The sequence below is a fragment of the Glutamicibacter sp. AOP12-B1-11 genome (assembly GCF_052379245.1).
GTDB lineage: Bacteria > Actinomycetota > Actinomycetes > Actinomycetales > Micrococcaceae > Glutamicibacter.
Window position 1 is genome coordinate 1 of sequence record NZ_JBQSYL010000013.1, and the last position, 16,924, is coordinate 16,924.

General features: G+C 60.0%; 19 protein-coding genes, 1 pseudogene and 1 riboswitch. Of the genes and pseudogenes, 11 read left to right on the forward strand and 9 right to left on the reverse strand.

Annotation, left to right across the window (positions count from 1 at the left end; translation table 11 throughout):
* Nucleotides 1-263, forward strand: a pseudogene (locus tag ACT3UQ_RS09345) (short-chain dehydrogenase); the annotation flags it as partial.
* Nucleotides 264-341: 78 nt separating this feature from the next.
* The gene (locus tag ACT3UQ_RS09350; protein ID WP_105554016.1) at nucleotides 342-740 is read left to right on the forward strand and encodes a hypothetical protein; all 399 of its coding nucleotides are present in this window, start codon (nucleotides 342-344) and stop codon (nucleotides 738-740) included.
* Here the strand turns inward: ACT3UQ_RS09350 and ACT3UQ_RS09355 are convergent.
* The 3 genes from ACT3UQ_RS09355 to ACT3UQ_RS09365 all read right to left on the reverse strand — a co-directional run bounded on the left by ACT3UQ_RS09355 (nucleotide 737) and on the right by ACT3UQ_RS09365 (nucleotide 2,035).
* On the reverse strand, nucleotides 737-1,177 hold the full coding sequence (locus tag ACT3UQ_RS09355; protein ID WP_444635329.1) for an SRPBCC family protein: 441 nt from the start codon (nucleotides 1,175-1,177) through the stop codon (nucleotides 737-739). The genes ACT3UQ_RS09350 and ACT3UQ_RS09355 overlap by 4 nt on opposite strands.
* A gap of 51 nt (nucleotides 1,178-1,228) precedes the next feature.
* Nucleotides 1,229-1,483 (reverse strand): hypothetical protein, encoded by a 255-nt coding sequence (locus ACT3UQ_RS09360; RefSeq protein WP_096282817.1) that lies wholly within the window; start codon nucleotides 1,481-1,483, stop codon nucleotides 1,229-1,231.
* A 90-nt stretch (nucleotides 1,484-1,573) separates the two neighbouring features.
* Nucleotides 1,574-2,035 (reverse strand): MarR family winged helix-turn-helix transcriptional regulator, encoded by a 462-nt coding sequence (locus tag ACT3UQ_RS09365; protein WP_105554018.1) that lies wholly within the window; start codon nucleotides 2,033-2,035, stop codon nucleotides 1,574-1,576.
* Between the two features lie 138 nt (nucleotides 2,036-2,173).
* On the opposite strand from ACT3UQ_RS09365, the gene ACT3UQ_RS09370 reads away from it, so the two are divergent.
* Genes ACT3UQ_RS09370 through ACT3UQ_RS09380 form a run of 3 tightly spaced genes read left to right on the forward strand, consistent with a single transcriptional unit; the run spans nucleotide 2,174 to nucleotide 4,563 of the window.
* Complete coding sequence (locus ACT3UQ_RS09370; RefSeq protein WP_105554019.1) at nucleotides 2,174-3,205, forward strand: tellurite resistance/C4-dicarboxylate transporter family protein; 1,032 nt, start codon at nucleotides 2,174-2,176, stop codon at nucleotides 3,203-3,205.
* Nucleotides 3,206-3,214: 9 nt separating this feature from the next.
* Nucleotides 3,215-4,216 (forward strand): pirin family protein, encoded by a 1,002-nt coding sequence (locus ACT3UQ_RS09375; RefSeq protein WP_096282823.1) that lies wholly within the window; start codon nucleotides 3,215-3,217, stop codon nucleotides 4,214-4,216.
* 14 nt (nucleotides 4,217-4,230) lie between these two features.
* Nucleotides 4,231-4,563 carry a GNAT family N-acetyltransferase gene (locus tag ACT3UQ_RS09380; RefSeq protein WP_096282825.1) on the forward strand — a complete coding sequence of 111 codons (333 nt, stop codon included), beginning with the start codon at nucleotides 4,231-4,233 and terminating at the stop codon, nucleotides 4,561-4,563.
* Here ACT3UQ_RS09380 and ACT3UQ_RS09385 read toward each other — a convergent pair.
* The 4 genes from ACT3UQ_RS09385 to ACT3UQ_RS09400 form a co-directional block, all read right to left on the reverse strand.
* Nucleotides 4,560-4,748, reverse strand: a complete 189-nt coding sequence (locus tag ACT3UQ_RS09385) for a DNA-binding protein (RefSeq protein ID WP_096282827.1) — start codon at nucleotides 4,746-4,748, stop codon at nucleotides 4,560-4,562. The genes ACT3UQ_RS09380 and ACT3UQ_RS09385 overlap by 4 nt on opposite strands.
* 9 nt (nucleotides 4,749-4,757) lie before the next feature.
* Nucleotides 4,758-6,146, reverse strand: coding sequence for an MFS transporter (locus ACT3UQ_RS09390; RefSeq protein WP_105554020.1), 1,389 nt, complete (start codon nucleotides 6,144-6,146; stop codon nucleotides 4,758-4,760).
* A gap of 353 nt (nucleotides 6,147-6,499) precedes the next feature.
* Nucleotides 6,500-7,855, reverse strand: a complete 1,356-nt coding sequence (dnaB, locus tag ACT3UQ_RS09395) for a replicative DNA helicase (protein ID WP_096282830.1) — start codon at nucleotides 7,853-7,855, stop codon at nucleotides 6,500-6,502.
* 654 nt (nucleotides 7,856-8,509) lie between these two features.
* Nucleotides 8,510-9,010, reverse strand: coding sequence for a flavin reductase family protein (locus ACT3UQ_RS09400; RefSeq protein ID WP_105554021.1), 501 nt, complete (start codon nucleotides 9,008-9,010; stop codon nucleotides 8,510-8,512).
* A gap of 106 nt (nucleotides 9,011-9,116) precedes the next feature.
* Nucleotides 9,117-9,233, reverse strand: a riboswitch (SAM riboswitch).
* A gap of 233 nt (nucleotides 9,234-9,466) precedes the next feature.
* On the opposite strand from ACT3UQ_RS09400, the gene ACT3UQ_RS09405 reads away from it, so the two are divergent.
* The 5 genes from ACT3UQ_RS09405 to ACT3UQ_RS09425 all read left to right on the forward strand — a co-directional run bounded on the left by ACT3UQ_RS09405 (nucleotide 9,467) and on the right by ACT3UQ_RS09425 (nucleotide 14,308).
* Nucleotides 9,467-10,588 (forward strand): PQQ-dependent sugar dehydrogenase, encoded by a 1,122-nt coding sequence (locus ACT3UQ_RS09405; RefSeq protein ID WP_105569341.1) that lies wholly within the window; start codon nucleotides 9,467-9,469, stop codon nucleotides 10,586-10,588.
* A gap of 139 nt (nucleotides 10,589-10,727) precedes the next feature.
* Complete coding sequence (locus ACT3UQ_RS09410) at nucleotides 10,728-12,338, forward strand: AMP-binding protein (protein WP_105554023.1); 1,611 nt, start codon at nucleotides 10,728-10,730, stop codon at nucleotides 12,336-12,338.
* A gap of 83 nt (nucleotides 12,339-12,421) precedes the next feature.
* Nucleotides 12,422-13,000, forward strand: a complete 579-nt coding sequence (locus ACT3UQ_RS09415) for a dihydrofolate reductase family protein (RefSeq protein WP_096282838.1) — start codon at nucleotides 12,422-12,424, stop codon at nucleotides 12,998-13,000.
* A gap of 206 nt (nucleotides 13,001-13,206) precedes the next feature.
* Complete coding sequence (locus tag ACT3UQ_RS09420) at nucleotides 13,207-13,578, forward strand: SPW repeat domain-containing protein (protein ID WP_096282839.1); 372 nt, start codon at nucleotides 13,207-13,209, stop codon at nucleotides 13,576-13,578.
* Nucleotides 13,579-13,684: 106 nt separating this feature from the next.
* A complete protein-coding gene (locus ACT3UQ_RS09425; RefSeq protein WP_105554024.1) occupies nucleotides 13,685-14,308 on the forward strand; it encodes a TetR/AcrR family transcriptional regulator in 624 nt (207 codons plus the stop codon).
* A 62-nt stretch (nucleotides 14,309-14,370) separates the two neighbouring features.
* On the opposite strand, the gene ACT3UQ_RS09430 is transcribed toward ACT3UQ_RS09425, so the two are convergent.
* Nucleotides 14,371-15,888, reverse strand: coding sequence for an acetyl-CoA hydrolase/transferase family protein (locus tag ACT3UQ_RS09430; RefSeq protein ID WP_374955688.1), 1,518 nt, complete (start codon nucleotides 15,886-15,888; stop codon nucleotides 14,371-14,373).
* A 181-nt stretch (nucleotides 15,889-16,069) separates the two neighbouring features.
* Nucleotides 16,070-16,375 (reverse strand): helix-turn-helix domain-containing protein, encoded by a 306-nt coding sequence (locus ACT3UQ_RS09435; protein ID WP_105569340.1) that lies wholly within the window; start codon nucleotides 16,373-16,375, stop codon nucleotides 16,070-16,072.
* Nucleotides 16,376-16,619: 244 nt separating this feature from the next.
* On the opposite strand from ACT3UQ_RS09435, the gene ACT3UQ_RS09440 reads away from it, so the two are divergent.
* Nucleotides 16,620-16,922, forward strand: a complete 303-nt coding sequence (locus tag ACT3UQ_RS09440) for a PadR family transcriptional regulator (RefSeq protein ID WP_105569339.1) — start codon at nucleotides 16,620-16,622, stop codon at nucleotides 16,920-16,922.
* Nucleotides 16,923-16,924 lie beyond the last annotated feature (2 nt).

Sequence of the window (16,924 nt, forward strand, 5' to 3'; positions counted from 1 at the left end):
CTAAGTCCATTGAACTCGATGGCCGCCCGTTTGGCATCTGCGCTTCACAGATCGACATCGGCAACACTGCTAGCGACATCATGGACGAACTCGGCACCTCGCAAGGAGCCTTGCAAGCCGACGGCTCGCGCAAGGTTGAGCCAACATTCGACCTGCAACAGGCAGCGCAAGCCGTAGCCTTCCTGGCTAACAGCCCACTCACCGTCTCGGTCAATCAGCTCACCATTACCGCTGCAGGGATGCCCTATATTGGCCGCGGTTAGTTCGCTTTGCGCGCGGAGTTCAGCTGGTGGCTATAGTGGGACGAACCGTTTAGAGTCCAAATTCAGGCAAGTGAGAAGATGAGCGCCGAACCGTCAGCAATGCAAGTGAGCTATCCGGAGAATTGCGGTAATGCCCCACGGCATCTGGTGATTCAGGAAGTGATCGTGGCGCTGCACGGGCGAGATCTGGATCATCTCAGGCTGTGGCTCACCGAGGACATTGAATGGGAAATAGTTGGCTTTGAAACGCTGCACGGGATCGAGGCGCTCTGTAGCTGGGTAATGATTTCAGGAGATACGAAATCACTCGAATTCAAAAGCGTGCTCACTCACGGTCGCGAAGGAAGCACCGATGGAAATATCACCAACGGTCAGGATATCTCCGCGGCTTTTAGCCATGTGCTGCGCTTTACCGGAGCAGCGAAAACCGCACGGATCAAGTCCGCGCGCAGCTATCTGGTGTCGAAGCCAATTTAGAAGTACTCGGCCAAGAACGATTCAAGCTTTGCAAACGCGGAATTCCAGGCCTTTTGGCTGCTCTCGATGACTTCATGTGGCAATGGGCCCTGCGTCAAGGTCACATAGGTCTGGCCGGCAAATTCCTTGAAGTCCAGCTTGGTGTGAATGACCAGATCCAGCGTCATCTCATGCGGACCATCGGCGCTGGCCAGGCATACCTGTTCGTCAAAGATCGTGACCACTGCCTTGAGCGGCACCTGAGCTTCCGGGTTATCGCTTTGTGCCATGGTCAGCTCATGGCGTCCCCCGACCTTCGGCTCGAGAATTACCGAGCCCTCCTGCACCGTCCAGCCATGCGGTCCCCACCACTGCGTAATAATCTCCGGTTCGACGAATGCGGCCCAGACCGCAGCACGAGGAGCGGCGAATTGCCGGGACAAGACAAGTTCATTCATTTCCTGCATACTCGGATTTTACCGTGCTCTCGGCGGGGAATCTAAAGCCGGCTATTTGGGGCGACGGGATTCCATGCGGCTAGCGGTATATACGGTTAGCTCATCGGCCTGAGTTCCGGCGGCCTCGTGGGCGCGCAGCACCATCATGGCGCGGTCCCATTTAATGCGTTCGCGTGGGCTGGTCATGATCGAGCGTTCGGCCGGGCCGAAAATACTCAACCCCAAATACTTCAGGCGCCATCGGGCACGATATCCAAGACTCAAGCCGGTGGTGTCGCTGATGATGGGCAGTGGTGACTCGTCCATGGGGAAACCTCAATTTGTCAGGGCGCCGGAGCCAATTGCGTCCGTGACTTAAGCCTACTCCAATAGTTGGTGCACCAACTATATCCTTAATCACTCGGCGGGCGCCGCGATTCCCGCGTCCACCACATCGCCCAGAATCTTGCACAATTCAACGACTTTTTGCTCGCTTAAGTTCAGCCGACTCAGCATCTCATGGGGAATATCCAACGCCTGCTCACGCAGCATTTCACCCTTCTGGGTAGTCTCAATCAAGATCGCGCGTTCATCGCGCGGATTCTTTCTGCGCTCGAGCAATCCGGCTTTTTCAAGGCGCTTGACCAGCGGGGAGAGCGTCCCGGGATCCAGATGCAGCTTTTCGCTGAGCTCCCGCGCACCGATTGGAGCAGATTCCCACAGGGCCAGCATCACCAGGTATTGCGGGTGGGTCAGCCCCAATGGGTCGAGCACCGGCTTATAAGCTGAAATCACCGATCGTGAGGCGACAGCCAGTCCAAAACACAACTGCCGCTCAAGCTTGAGCAGATCATCACGACGAAGATTGGAGCTGTCCACGATGTTTTGTTCTCCTTGGGGTTCATGCCGGTACCGACACTAAGATCGTACGCCAGCATCCTGAGACGGGGCTTGGCGGCAGAGCGCCACAGGCGTTAGCCTCAACATCTCGGCAAAGAAGACTTCAAGGAGACCTAGGTGAACCCAGAACTGCGTGCTAGCCGCTCACGATTCACCCGATGGGTAGCCACCCTTGCCCCGTCGGTATTCTCCAGCGTGATGGCCACCGGCATCGTAGGCATGGGTCTGCTGCTTTCCGGGTTCTCCGCCCTCGGCCAGGCTTTCTGCATCCTGGCCGGTATCATGTTCCTCGGACTACTCACGGTGCTGGTCCTGCGCGTCGTGCGCTATCCGACGGCGGTGCAAATTGATGCGCTGAACCCGGCCGTTGGTTTTGGGTTCTTCACCGTGGTCGCGGCCTCGAATGTCCTAGCCCTCGCACTGGCGGTTTTGAAGCTCCCGGGCGCCGCACTGACCGCGCTGATATTCGGGACGCTCATTTGGCTGATCACCACCTACGCGATTCCCGCCGGGCTGGTGCTGCATGAACGTCCGGAACCGGCACTGACCCACGCAAATGGGTCGTGGTTCCTCTGGGTGGTGGCCACCCAATCCGTTGCCGGCGGATTAGCGCATCATACGAGCTTCGGCGCCTGGGCCGCCATGCTTGCCTTAGCTATCTGGTTGCTAGGCTGCGCGCTCTATCTGCTGACCGCTACCCTCGTGACGGTGCGCATGATCCGCTATCCGAACCGCGCCGAGACGCTTTCACCGACGTATTGGATCTTCATGGGGTCCACCGCGATCAGCGTATTGACCGGTTCGCAACTACTCGGCTTGGCAAACCGCGGTGAGATTCCGAACTGGCTGCAAGCAAATATCGCCTTTACCACCTTGGCGTTGCTCGCCATAGGGTTATGGTTCATCCCCCTGCTGCTGGTCTTCGGAATCTGGCGGCACATCATCCACCGCCACCCGCTGAGCTATGAAACGGGCCTTTGGGCGATTGTCTTCCCGCTGGGCATGCTCGCCACCGCATGCCTTTCCCTGGGATCAATACCGGATTTCTCGGCTCTCTTTACGCTGGGGCAGATAGTGATTTGGGTGGCCGTGGCCAGCTGGGCGGGAACCATCGCCCTATGGGTGGCACGAATCAGGCATCCTGCCTAGTCTTAGGTTATGAGCAACCTTGAACAGGCACCGGCGGAAATCGACTGCAGCAACCTCGATGCACGCTCAGAGGTTCAGGCGCTGGAGCCCCGCCCAGTCCCCCTCGGTGGCCCGCGAGCCATGACGGTCTCCCGGACTCTTCCGCAGAAACAGCGCAGCCTGATCGGCGCGTGGTGCTTCCTCGACCACTACGGACCGGACGACGTAGCGCTCACCGGCGGGATGAACGTTCCACGGCATCCGCACACCGGACTGCAGACCGTCTCCTGGCTCTTCTCCGGCGAAATCGAACACATCGACTCGGCCGGGCATAAGGCCAAAGTGCGCCCCGGTGAATTGAACCTCATGACCGCTGGATACGGAATCACACATTCCGAAATGCTCTGCGAAGAAACCACGATCTTGCACGGAGCCCAGCTATGGACCGCCCTGCCTGACCGGGTGCGCAATATGGAACCAACCTTCGAAAATTACCGTCCCGAACCGATATACGGCCAAGGATGGATGCTCAACGTTTTCCTCGGCACTCTCGCGATTGGCGAGCAGAGCCTCACCTCCCCGGTGAAGACGCATACCGAACTCAGCGGGGCCGAACTGCACCTCGACCCGCATACCGAGGTCGAAATCGTGGTCCCCGCACATCACGAACACGGTGTACTCGTTGATCAGGGCCGTCCGACGGTCAACGGCAAACCACTTGAGCACCGCGAACTGGGCTTCGTCCGGGCCGGATGCACCACGCTGCGCATCACTGCCGGCGAGCAGCCGGTCCGCGCTTTGCTGATCGGCGGAGAGCCGCTGAAAGAGGAGATCCTCATGTGGTGGAACTTCGTGGGACGCAGCCATGAAGAAGTCCTCGCATTCCGCGCGCAGTACCAAGCGGAAATCGGCGCCGAACCAGGAGACAGCTCGGAGGACCGCTTTGGCCCATTTCCGGAAAACACTCCCGCGCCATTGCCGGCGCCGGCGCTACCTACCGTCCGACTACGTACACGAGTTAACCCCTCCTAGAAAGCGGCCACCAAATGAGCGAAATCACCCCTGTTTTCCTGCCCGAACGTCGGCGATATGCACTGGACGATGATGGAAAGGTCATTGGCGCAACCCACTTTCGAGAATTCACCGGTTCCGCTGGCACCGAGCGGATCTTTTTCCACACGACCGTGGACGAAGAATACGGCGGACAAGGACTGGCCAGTGTGCTGGTGAAATTCGCGTTGGACAACACCATCGCCGGTGGAGCCAAGATCGTGGCAGTTTGCCCGTACGTCAAGGCCTATGTCGCTAAGCACGCCGAATACCAGCCACACCTCGTCGCGACGACCCCAGAGCACCTGAAAGTCCTGCCACGCGCCTAGCTGCGCAGCTCAAGACCCTGCTTGTCCAGGGCTTCACGGAGGATGCGCAGCGCTTTTGGTCCGACGCCATGCAACCGAAGCAGCGCTTTCTCGCCGGTTTCGCCCGCTTGTTCGAGGCTCGTGATACCAGCGCTTAGCAGCGCCCTGGTGGCCGGTGCGCCGATGGCTGGGAGCTCAGTTTCCATACGCCTGGGCTACTTAGGGCCAGCCGCCGCCGGGGATTCGATCCGCGGCGTAACGACCAGCAGTACGATGATCAGGAACAACGAGAAGGCAAAGACCGCGGCGAAGCCCAGCCCCACTGCCACCGTGGCGAAGATGACCCCGCCAAGCGCGGTCACTCCCGCGTTGCCCAGCGCATCCGCCATGGTCATCGCCGAGGAGTTGAACCCTTGTTCCTGCTTGCCGGAGAGGGCCAGCATATTCACGTTTTGGCGTGGGAAGATCATTCCCATTCCAAATCCGCCTATCGCCCAACCAACCACGATGATGGCCACCGACGGGTGGAACAACGCGGCATAAAGCGCGGTGGAGATGGCGAACGCCCCGGCCAGGGCGCCGATTCCGATGCATGCGGAATTGCTTAAACGTTCACCGGCTTTCCCCTGCAGCCACGAGCCCAGGGCCCAGGACAATGCGGAGGCGGTGAGCACCAGACCCGCGCGGTCCGGAGGCAGAAAATAGTCTTCGCGCAGCAAATACGGCAGGTAGACCTCTGTGCCGAAAAATGCTCCAGCCACCAGCGATCGGGTCAGCACCGTGGCTGGCATTCCACGCCGGGCGCTGAAGGTCCCTACGGGCAGCAGCGGCCGGATCGCCAACAGGGCGAGCGCCAACGCTGACAGCAGGGCGACGACGGAGGGCCACCCATTGTCCATGAGCCCAAGCAGGTTCATGGCGATCACCGAAGCCCCGGTGAACCCCGCGAGCAGTAGCCGCTTGATGGAGACCGGACCGAGGGTTGCATCGCGTGCAGAATCCATGCGATGCAGGGTCGGGATGACCGCCACGATCGCGAAGGCGATGAAGATCAGCACCCCAAGGAATACCCAACGCCAACCGAGGTATGTGGCGATCAGGCCCGCAATCCACGGTCCGAGCAACGCCGGGATCACCCCGGCGGCGGCGAAAAGTGCGAAAATTTTGCTGTGCAATTTTGCCGGATATGCCCGAGCGATCAGCACAAAGATTGCCACGGTCACGGCGCCGCCACCGATGCCTTGCAAAATTCTTCCGAGGATCAGCACCTGCATATCCGCCGCGGTGCCGCAGATAAGCAGGCCGCCGGCAAAAATAGCCACGGAAGCGTACAGCGGAATCTTCGGGCCTCTTCGGTCCGAAACCTCTCCCGCAGCAACCATGCCAAGCATCGCGCTGGCAATCGGTGCGGCAAAGGCCAGCGCGAAGTACTTCTGTCCATCGAGCAGCTCACTGACCAGCGGCATGATCGTGGAAACCGCCAACGCTTCGAAACCCACCAAGAAGACCAGGACGAACATGCCCAGGGTGGTCGCCAAATATTTGGCGGCATAGATCGACTCAACCGTTGCGGAATCTACCGCAGAGTCACGTGGTGATGGCATGCGGCCATTCTTTCATTGAACTTCTCGGACGCCGATTCGGCACCGATGGTTAGTGGATGCACCGCATGGCTTTGTAAGCTGAACCCATGCTTAACGAAGATACGCGTCGCCGACTGGTCAAGATCACCGCGCTCTGCCTAGCGCTGATGGTGGGAGCTACCGGGATACTCTCCAGCGGTGTCCTTGGCCTTTTCTAGGCAGCCAGCCCCACGCGCGGCGCGAATGGACGGCGCTTTCAGCACTATCATCGGCACGAAGCCATGCACGGAGAACGCAGCTGAACCAAGGGGCAGGGCCAAGAAATCTTGCGGATTTCTGGACCCTGCCCTGTGCCGTAGGCCTGCCTCGGCAGGCTAGCCGTCGTTCTGCATGTTGCTGAAGCGCGAATAGTGGCCCTGGAACGCCACGGTGATGGTCTTGGTGGGGCCGGCACGGTGCTTTGCGATGATCACGTCGGCTTCACCCGGACGGTTTTCCTTGTCGTAGACATCGTCACGGTGCAGCAGGATTACCATATCGGCGTCCTGCTCGATCGATCCCGATTCACGAAGGTCCGAGATCATTGGTTTCTTGTCGGTGCGCTGCTCGGAACCACGGTTCAGCTGCGAGAGGGCAACCAGCGGAACGTCGAGTTCCTTGGCCAGCAGCTTGAGGTTACGCGAGAACTCGGACACTTCCTGCTGGCGCGATTCCACGCGCTTGCCCGAGCTCATCAGCTGCAGGTAGTCGAGGATGATCATGCGCAGCTCGTTGCGCTGCTTCAGCCGTCGGCACTTGGCGCGGATTTCCATCATGGACATATTCGGCGAATCGTCGATGAACAGCGGAGCTTCGTTCAAGCGACCCATCGTGGTCGCAATCTTCGTCCATTGTGCGTCTTCCACCGAACCCTTGCGCAGATCCTGCAGCTGGATGGATGCTTCTGCCGAGAGCAGGCGCATCGCAATTTCGTTGCGGCCCATTTCCAGCGAGAAGAAGACGGTGGCCATATTGTTCTTAATTGCCGCGGAACGGGCGAAGTCCAGGGCGAAGGTCGACTTACCCACTGCGGGGCGGGCGGCGATGATGATCATCTGACCACCCTTCAACCCCTGGGTCAGTTCGTCGAATTCGTAGAACCCGGTTGGCACGCCGGTAATTCCGTCGCCGGCGTTCGCCGCATTCTCGATCTCATCGACGGTTCCCTCGATGATGTCGCTCAGGCGCACGTAGTCTTCGCTGTTGCGGTTCTCGGCGACCTTGTACACCTCGGCCTGCGCCTCGTTGACGATCGCGTCAACCTCACCATCGGGCGAATAGCCCATCTGGACGATCCGGGTCCCGGCATCGACCAGTCGGCGCAATACGGCGCGTTCGCGCACGATTTCGGCGTAGTAGCCGGCGTTCGCGGCGGTGGGCACCTGCTGGATGAGGTTGTGCAGATAGGCGGCGCCACCCACGCGGGCGATCTCGCTGCGCTTGGTGAGCAGATCGGAGACCGTCACGGCATCGGCTGGTTCGCCTCGTCCGTAGAGATCGATGATTGCGTCAAAAATGGATTCATGGGCCGGGCGATAGAAATCTGTTCCGCGCAGCGCCTCGACCACGTCGGCGATCGCATCCTTCGACAGCATCATGCCGCCAAGAACCGACATTTCGGCAGGAATATCCTGCGGCGGGGTGCGACCCGCTTCCGAACCCTGACTCTCGTAGACCGGCTCCGCGCTCATAACTGACACTTCCATCCCCTATTGACCCTCTGGGAAATACCCTTGTGCCATGATGGCAACACTCAAGCATGTCACCGCCAACCGACGTTATCGTGTCGGCGGTACCTGTGGATATATCAGTCCCAAAGCCAACAGTAGGTCTCTTATCCATAGCCGCAAACTCTGTTATCCACAAGATCTGTGGATAATCCCCCTCTAGCTGTGGATGACCCTGTGTGCGACTTGGGGAGAAGCTTGTGGATTACCCCACTTAAGTTGCGCTAATGACTATCTGACTTGGAGTTTGTTGTTTGCACACCTGTGGATAGAAAGTTAATTTCTTTGTAGAGTCAACCTTCGCAAATGACGTTATCCACAGCATATCTCGCGGGATTCCGGTGTTTTCAACCCGCTTCATCGACTTATCAACGTACCATCCACAGAGGTGTGGATAGTTTTGTGGAAAGAATCTTCGTGAAGAACGCGGTAGTCACCGCTCCAAAAAGCTACTGAAACGTAACTTCGAGGCGAGTAATCCACAATTCGATGCAGAGCACCCCTCTGCGGTCATATGAACTTAACGCGCCCGCGCGGTCCAAGCTCGCCGGGCCAGTTAAACGACTGCGCGCCACTTGTCAGCGAAAATGACAGGTGGCGCGAAGCGAAGACAACTATTTAGACGAGTTCCGGGACTGGTAACGAGTGAAATCGTGAATCATGGAAAATCGACGGTGAATGCTCGGCGACCTTATGGCCATGGACCTGCAACAGGATGACCCAATGGTCTCCGGCCTCAACCTCACTGTAGATCGTCGTGTCGAGCCACAGCGTTGAGTCATGGATGAACAACGAGCCGTCGTCGCTGGTGTGGGTGTCCACACCGCGGAATCGATCTCCGCTCTTGGAAGCGATCTGCCTGCAGACCCCTTCATTGCGCTCGCTGAGCACCGAAACGCCGATTCGATTTGCGTCCCGCAGCTTCGGCCAAGTGTTCGAGGTTTTCTGCACGGCAAACATCACCAACGCCGGTTCCAAGGAAACCCCTACGGTGAATGAGGAGGCGACGATTCCCGTCTTTTCCCCGTTGACTTCGGCGCACAGAGTGGCAATTCCCGATGGGTGCTGGGCGAAAACCTTGCGCAGCGTCAGTGCGTCAAGTTCTTGATTCAAAGACATGCCTTGACTTCCTTTGCTTCATGCCCACCGGTACGGCGACGGTCGGCGGCAGGCTAAAGCAGCTTTGACTTGCTCTTACCCGCCGTCGAAGGTTTAACGCCTCGATGTGCGGTACTTGTATCGTGCGGTGTTGCGCGACACCGAATCTTCACCTGGAGCACCCCGCTACCGTATAGAGGGTTGCCGGCCAGCTAGCCAGGGCCTTTAGCTGACGCTCATGATTCTGATTAAAACGATATTGGCCTAAGCTCCCGCGCGTCAAACAAATTGCTTCGCAAATCGAAATATTCAACCCAAAATTCGATGAGCCACAAGTATTCGAGGGTCCATCGGAAATTTATTCAATCACAGGAGGGTTCGGATGCGGCTGCGCGGCCCGCTGATACCGCTCCCCTTCGGTGCGATACGAAGCGCCCAGCCTCTTGCATAGCGAACGGATCTTGCTAGCCTGAAACCATGCGGCCTCGAATAGCTGGTAATCCGAAGATCACGGTTTTCCTTGGAATTCTCGCCTGCGCCGCGATGCTCACCGGATGCGCCGCCGAAGCACCGCGTTCCCCCGGCGCCACGTCAAGCAGCAGGGCAGTCGATACCAAGTCGCCCGAACCGCGAAGGATCGCAGCCGAGCTAGCCGCCCCCTGGTCCATGGTCTTCGCCGAAAATACGCTGATCGTTTCAGAACGCGATTCGGGGCGGATCGTGGAAATAGATTCAGCGGGCAATGCCCGGCAAATCATCCGCTTGGACGACGTAGTTCATGGTGGCGAAGGCGGACTGCTTGGGCTGGCCTTTCAACAGCCCTACCTTTTCGCCTACTCCACCGCAGAAGACGGCAACCGCATCCAGCGATTCGAACTTTCCGGCGACAGCGGTGCGCTCGCGCTGAGTCATCCGCGGACGATCCTGTCCGAATTGCCATCGGCAGGAATTCACAACGGGGGGCGTCTAGCCATCGGACCGGATTCGATGCTCTACGCGACCGTGGGAGACGCTGGAAATGAATCCTCGGCTCAAGATCTGGAAAGTTTAGGCGGAAAGATCCTGCGGCTGACCATTCAGGGCGAGGTCCCCGGCGACAACCCCTTCCCCGGTTCGCCGGTATTCAGTTTCGGCCATCGCAATCCACAAGGTATCGCTTGGGCTCCCGACGGAACCATGTATGCCAGCGAGTTTGGGCAGAACCGCTGGGATGAATTGAACATTATTGAGCCCGGAGCCAACTACGGCTGGCCGGCGCACGAAGGCATTGCGGAAGATCCCGAATACCGCGACCCGATCCAGCAATGGAGCACGCAGTCCGCGAGCCCCAGCGGCATCACCATTTACGACGGGGTCCTCTACATCGCCAACCTGCGCGGGGAGCGCCTGCGAACCGTGGAGCTGAGCACGCCTCACGATTCCACCGAGTTCCTCGTAGGTGACCATGGGCGCCTGCGGGACGTGAAGGTCAGCGAGACCGGCGAGCTCTGGGTGCTGACGAATAACACCGACGGTCGCGGCACCCCGCAAGAGGGTGACGACAGGATTCTCGGCATCTCCCCGGAGACGCTCATCGACCGAACTGCCACCCGGCGCTGAATTTCGGCCACTGAACGAATTGATACTGCGGTTCTTGGATTGAACCCGAGGTCCATGCCACCATGAAGGTCGCAAGTGCTTCAGCTCACAGGCGCAGGCTGAAGGAAACCACGGATACGAATCGAAGGATATCGCACACATGGTCATGACTCAGGCTAACCACTCGGAACTCACACCCCTGCGATTCCTGCAGCGTTCGGCCGAGGTATACCCGTCGAAGACCGCGGTGATCCACGGGACCCGCAGGTACAGCTACGCCGAATTCGAGCGGCGCGTGCAACGCTTCGCCCAGGTCGTCAAGGCGCGGATCGCGCCCGGGGACCGCGTCGCGGTACTTGCGCCGAATACTCCCGAGATGCTCATGGCCCACTACGCGGTTCCGCTGGCCGGGGGCGTGCTGATCGCACTGAACACCCGCCTGTCGGCGCCCGAGCTGCGCTATATTATGGATCATTCCGAGTCGAAGCTGCTGTTCGCCGATACCGAATTGTTGGCAAATACTTCGACCCTGCGTTCCGAGATTCCGAGCTTGGAAGCGTTGATCGAGATCACCGATGACCAATACGCCGGTACGCGCCCGACCGTCGCCGTGGACGCGGTGCTCTGCGAGCTGCTGGACGCGGCCGGCGAGGAACGCCTGAGCTACGAGGTGGCAGATGAGCGCGCCCCGATCACGTTGAACTACACCTCGGGCACCACCGGCAAACCCAAGGGCGTGCTGTACTCGCACCGCGGCAGCTACCTGAACTCGCTGAGCGAGGCCCATCACCAAGGCTTCACCGCAAAGACCCGTTACCTGTGGACCCTGCCGATGTTCCACTGCAACGGCTGGTGCACCCCTTGGGCGGTCACCGCCGCGGGTGGCACGCACCTGTGCTTGCGCGGCGTGCGCGAGGATGCGGTGTGGGACGCCATTGAGAATCTTTGCGCCACACATCTGTGCGGAGCCCCCACGGTCTGCTCGATCATTGCCGACTCACCGCGCGCCCACGCCCTGTGCGATCCGCTGCGTATCACCACCGCCGGCGCCCCGCCGTCCCCGGCAATCATCACGAAGCTGCAGAAGCTGGGCATCGAGGTGGTCCATGTATATGGGCTCACCGAGGTCTATGGCCCCTACACCATCTGTGAATACCAGGATGACTGGGATCAACTGGATGCGGACACGCGAGCCGCAATGCTCTCCCGCCAAGGCGTGGGCATGCTGACCGCCGAAAGCGCACGCATCGTCGACGAGAATATGGTGGACGTTCCCGCCGATGGGCAAACCATGGGTGAGATCGTCTTGCGCGGCAACAACGTGATGATTGGCTACTACCGCGATGAGGCAGCCACCGAGCAGGCCTTTTTCGGCGGTTACTTCCATACCGGCGATCTGGGAGTGATGCACCCGGACGGCTACCTCCAGGTCCGTGACCGGGCCAAGGACATCATCATTTCAGGTGGAGAGAACATCTCCACCATTGAGGTCGAACAGGCTCTCGCCGCGCACCCGCAGGTGCTGGATCTTGCGGTGGTGGGCGTCCCCGACGACAAATGGGGCGAGCGTCCGGTCGCCTATGTCATTCGCACCACAGGTTCGAGCCTGGACGAGGCGACCCTGATCAATTTTGCCCGCGAACGGCTAGCTGGATTTAAAGTGCCACGCACCATCGTGTTCCCGCAGGATCTGCCGCGCACCTCTACCGGCAAGGTGCAAAAGAACGTGCTGCGCAATCGAAGCCTTGCAGCGCATTCAGAGAACGCCTGACTTGATGCCTGCTTTGGGTTCCCCCGCGCACCTGCGAGGCGTAAGGTGAGGTGCACTTAGCGCCGATTTCACGGGGAGTTCCCATGGCAGCGACATATACCTTCGACATCTTCTCCAGCCTCGACGGCTTCGGCAGCGCCACCGGAAATTGGGGCGGCTACTGGGGCAAACAGGGCCCGGAGCTGCTCGCTCGGCGGCTCGAGCACTACTCGCCACCCTGCCGGATGGTCTTCGGCGCAAACACCTATCGGCTCTTTGCCCAGTTCTGGGCCGAGGCGGAGAAATATACGGATGTGGATGACCCTTGGGGCGAGGCCATGCACAAGCAGCCTGCCACCGTCATTTCCAACTCCCTCGTCGGCCCGCTGGACTGGCCCGACGCGGCCATTGAGCGCGGTGATGCCCTTGCCGTAGTTCCGCGGCTGAAAGCCGAGTCGCTGGTGCCGCTGCGCTCTCACGGTTCGCTGTCCATGAATCGTTCGCTGTTGGCAGCCGGCCTCGTCGACTATATCCAAGTCACCATCTTCCCGGTGCTCACCGGACTGACCGGGCAATCACCGATCTTCGAGGGGGCCGAGGACTTCGACCTGGAACTCGTAGAGTCCCGACTGCTCGATGGCCGGACGCAAGAGCTCATCTATCGCCCGAGCCTGCATCACTAGCGCCGGTGAACCGGCAAAAAGTCGTCGTTGGCTACCGGAAATACGACCATCAGAGGGCTGCTTGCCCGGCGGCATGCGCGGCGCGAATCGGCTCCCCAGCCGCAGTCCGGTACCCCGGATAAACTATTGACCGGGCGGTCAATCAAACATAAATTGGAAATTGACTCCCAAAGGGAGCACTCCGACCTCTAGGAAGGTGATTTTCAATGAAGAAGTGGACTCGGTGGCAAGATTGGGTTGTCGTGGTGGCTGGCGCATACGCCGCGCTGTCGACAACATGGGTCGCGGGCACCACGATGTCCATGAACCTGATGGTGGGCCTTGGCGCCCTGATGGTCGTAGTCGGCATATGGAGTGTCGCCATGCCACGGCTGGTCAGCTTGGAGTGGGTGCTGGCCGCGGTCAGCGCGCTCTTGGTCGTCTCCCCTTGGCTCGGATCCTATGCAAGCGGCTATGCCACTGCTTCTTGGGTCTCGTGGATCTGTGGCGCCGTCGGCCTGGTTGCTTCTCTCTGGGCAATAGCACCGGCGATGCACATGCGCCACGAAGCCCACGGCGGCACGCGGGCAGCGCACTGACAACCATCTGCAACACGCAACCGGACGCGTGCGGGACAACGGGCAGAGCCCGCTGAGTCGCACGCGTCATTCTTGCCCGCAGCTCAATCGCGGAAGGATCTCCCCAATGCCCCTGCGCACCCCGACCCACGGCGGCAAGCACTCTCCTCGTGCCAACGACGAAACCGGAGCCTCCGCACGCACCCGCATCCTGAATGCAGCCGAACAGCTGTTCGCGGCGCAAGGCTTCGATGGGACCCCTACCTCGCATATCGCCAGGGATGCCGGCGTACCCAAAGGGCTCCTGTTCTACTATTTCCCGGCGAAGTTCGCCCTGCTCACGGCCTTGCTGGAGGAACGCCTCCAGGGCACGGAGATCGATTCCGGCGCGCTGGCAGTTCCCGGCGATCCTGCCTCGGGCCTCGTGATGATCGCCGAACGCTACTGCGCGGAGCAGGCGCGCTCCACCATGCTCCGGGTGGTGCTGTGGCGCGAACAGCATACCCACGCGGAGGTGGCGGCAGCCTTGGCAAGCTATCTGCATGATTTGGAGCAGTCAATCGAGCAGCTGCTGAGCCTGAGCGTGAGTTCCGCGGTGGATCAGCGATTTCTGCAGGCCGCCAGCCGGCTCTGGGCCGGCTATTTGAGGACTCTGCCGTTGCCGGGCGCGGCAACCGGCGGGCAGCGGTCCGCCATGGAGCTGCGCCTGGCCGCGGACCTGGTCTGCTCCGGGATGAACTCGGGGCAGTGAACGCGCGCGAGCCCGCGAGAACCCAAGGGTTTTCGCGGGCTCCTTGCACGGTATGCGGCGGACTACTGGGCCAGGCGCATATCCCCGGTTTCGTAGTAGCGCTGGTGCCAGCTCAAGGCCTCGCCCAGCAGGTGCGGGGTGTGCTTGCCGTAGCTTTCGCTCCGGGCCCGGTCGAAGTAGTCCTGGAGCATTGGGCGGTACGCCGGGTGCGCGCACTTGTCGATAATCAGCTGGGCGCGCTGCTTCGGCGACAGCCCGCGCAGGTCGGCCAGGCCCTGTTCGGTAATCAGGATCATGGTGTCGTGCTCGGTGTGGTCCACGTGGCTGGCCATGGGCACGATGCCCGAGATCTTGCCGCCCTTGGCCACCGACGGAGACATGAACACCGACAGGTAGCCATTGCGCGCAAAGTCGCCCGAGCCGCCGATCCCGTTCATCACATGCGAGCCGAGCACGTTGGTGGAGTTCACGTTGCCGTAGATGTCCGCCTCGATCATGCCGTTCAGCGCGATGCAGCCCAGCCGGCGAATGATCTCCGGGTGGTTGGAGATTTCCTGGGCGCGCAGCAAGATGCGATCGCGGTAGTGGGCCACGTGCTTGTTGAACTCGTCGATGCCCGCCGCCGACAGTGAGAAGCTGGTGGCGGAGGCGAACTCGATGGTGCCGTCCTTGATCAGCTCCAGCATCCCGTCCTGGATGACCTCGGTGTAGGCGGTCAAGCCCTTGTAGCCGCCGCGGGCCAGGCCTGCGAGCACCGCGTTGGCAATGTTTCCCACGCCCGACTGCAGTGGCAGCAGCTTCTCGGTGAGCCGTCCGGCGCGGATCTCGTAATCCAGGAAGTCCAGCAGGTGATCGGCAATCTGCGTGCTGGTCTCGTCCACCGGGGCAAAGGGGCTCAAGCGGTCGGGCGCGTCGGTTTCGACGACCGCGACCACCTTGGTGACGTCGATGTCCAGGTATTTCTGGCCGATGCGGTCGCGCACCGTGGTCAGGTTGATGGGTTTGCGGTGCGGTGGCAGCGCGGTGCCGTAGTAGATATCGTGCATGCCGTCCAAGGAGGCGGACTGCTGAGTGTTGACCTCGATGATGATCCGGTCTGCCATTTCCAGCCAGGTCTTGTTATTGCCCACCGAGCTGGAAGGGATCAGGTCGCCTTCTGCGGTCACCCCGACGACCTCGACGATAGCCACATCGATCTTGCCGTAGAAGCCGAACCAGGCGTGCTGGGCGACGTGGGACAGGTGAATGTCCATGTACTCCATGTTGCCGTCGTTGATGCGGCGGCGCAGTTCCGGATCGGACATGTACGGCAGGCGCAAATTCATGCCCTCGGCCTTGGCCAGCACTCCGTCGAGCTCGGGGGCGGTCGACGCGCCGGTGAGCACGTTGATCTTGAAGTCCTTGCCCTCGCCATGCTGGCGTTCCATCTGCGCCGCGAGCGCGCCGGGTACCGCCTTGGGGTATCCCGCACCGGTGAAGCCACTCATGGCCACAGTCATGCCGGGTTTGATAAAAGTTGCCGCCTGTTCGGCACTCATCAAACGGTCAACAAAGGCTCGGTGGTGAATACGCTCGTGCAAAATAACCCCTTCTAAACTTCCTTGTGATGCAGGTCTATAACCTGCATCTCACCGGAATACTTTAGCCGTTATTCGCCTGCAGTTAGACCTCTACCAGGCCTTATCCGCGATAGGTGGGGATATTAGCGACGAGGTGCGTCCAATTTGCGCCGACCGGTCTAGCCTGCGGCGGCCCCTTGGCCTAGTTCAGGTCCACGTGAATGGTTTCGCCGACAACCCTTGCCTGCAGCCTGCCACCCATCGCTTCGACGTAACGGCGCAAGGTTGCGAACTGCACGCGATCGATATCTCCGGTTTCCATGCGGGCCACGCGATCAACGCTGAGCTTCAGCGATGCGGCCAGTTCCACCTGGCTCATTTGCGCATCTTCGCGCATTTCGCGTAGTGACAGCTTGCGGGATTCTTCCTGCACGGTACGCCGATGCTCGGCAACCGCGTCGCGCTGGGAATCAGTTAATACATCTGGATCGGCATACGCAAAGCCCATGTGTTCCACCGCTTCTCTTTATTTAGGTCAACCATAGCCACTCTCACATTCGAGGCTATGGGCGGCAGCAGCGTTCCCCAATGATTATGACGACATTAGTTCCGGTCAATTTGGTGAATTATGGGCCAACACAGGGTTTCGCCATGGCATGGAATGTAGTTAAGCGCGAACGACTAGGGAAAATCGGGAAATATCATCCGAAAGCAGGATGAAAACCTAGCTATGTAAGAATCATACTTAAGGGATGGACGAGAATAAGGTAGTTCATCAAATCAGACGGTCCATGCTGCCCGTCGTGATCTTGAGCCAATTGCTCCAGGGGCCAAGCCACGGTTATTCAATGCTTTCAAAATTCGATGAGCACGGCATCACCGGGATCAAGAGCGGCACCTTGTACCCCCTGCTACGCGGCATGGAAGAGGCCGGAGATATCGCAGCCGAGTGGGAAATCGCCGACCGCGGACCGGCGCGCAAGAACTTCACCATCACCGAGCAGGGCCAACAGACCCTGCAAGAAATTCGACTCTGGCTACGCCAGATTGGCTAGGA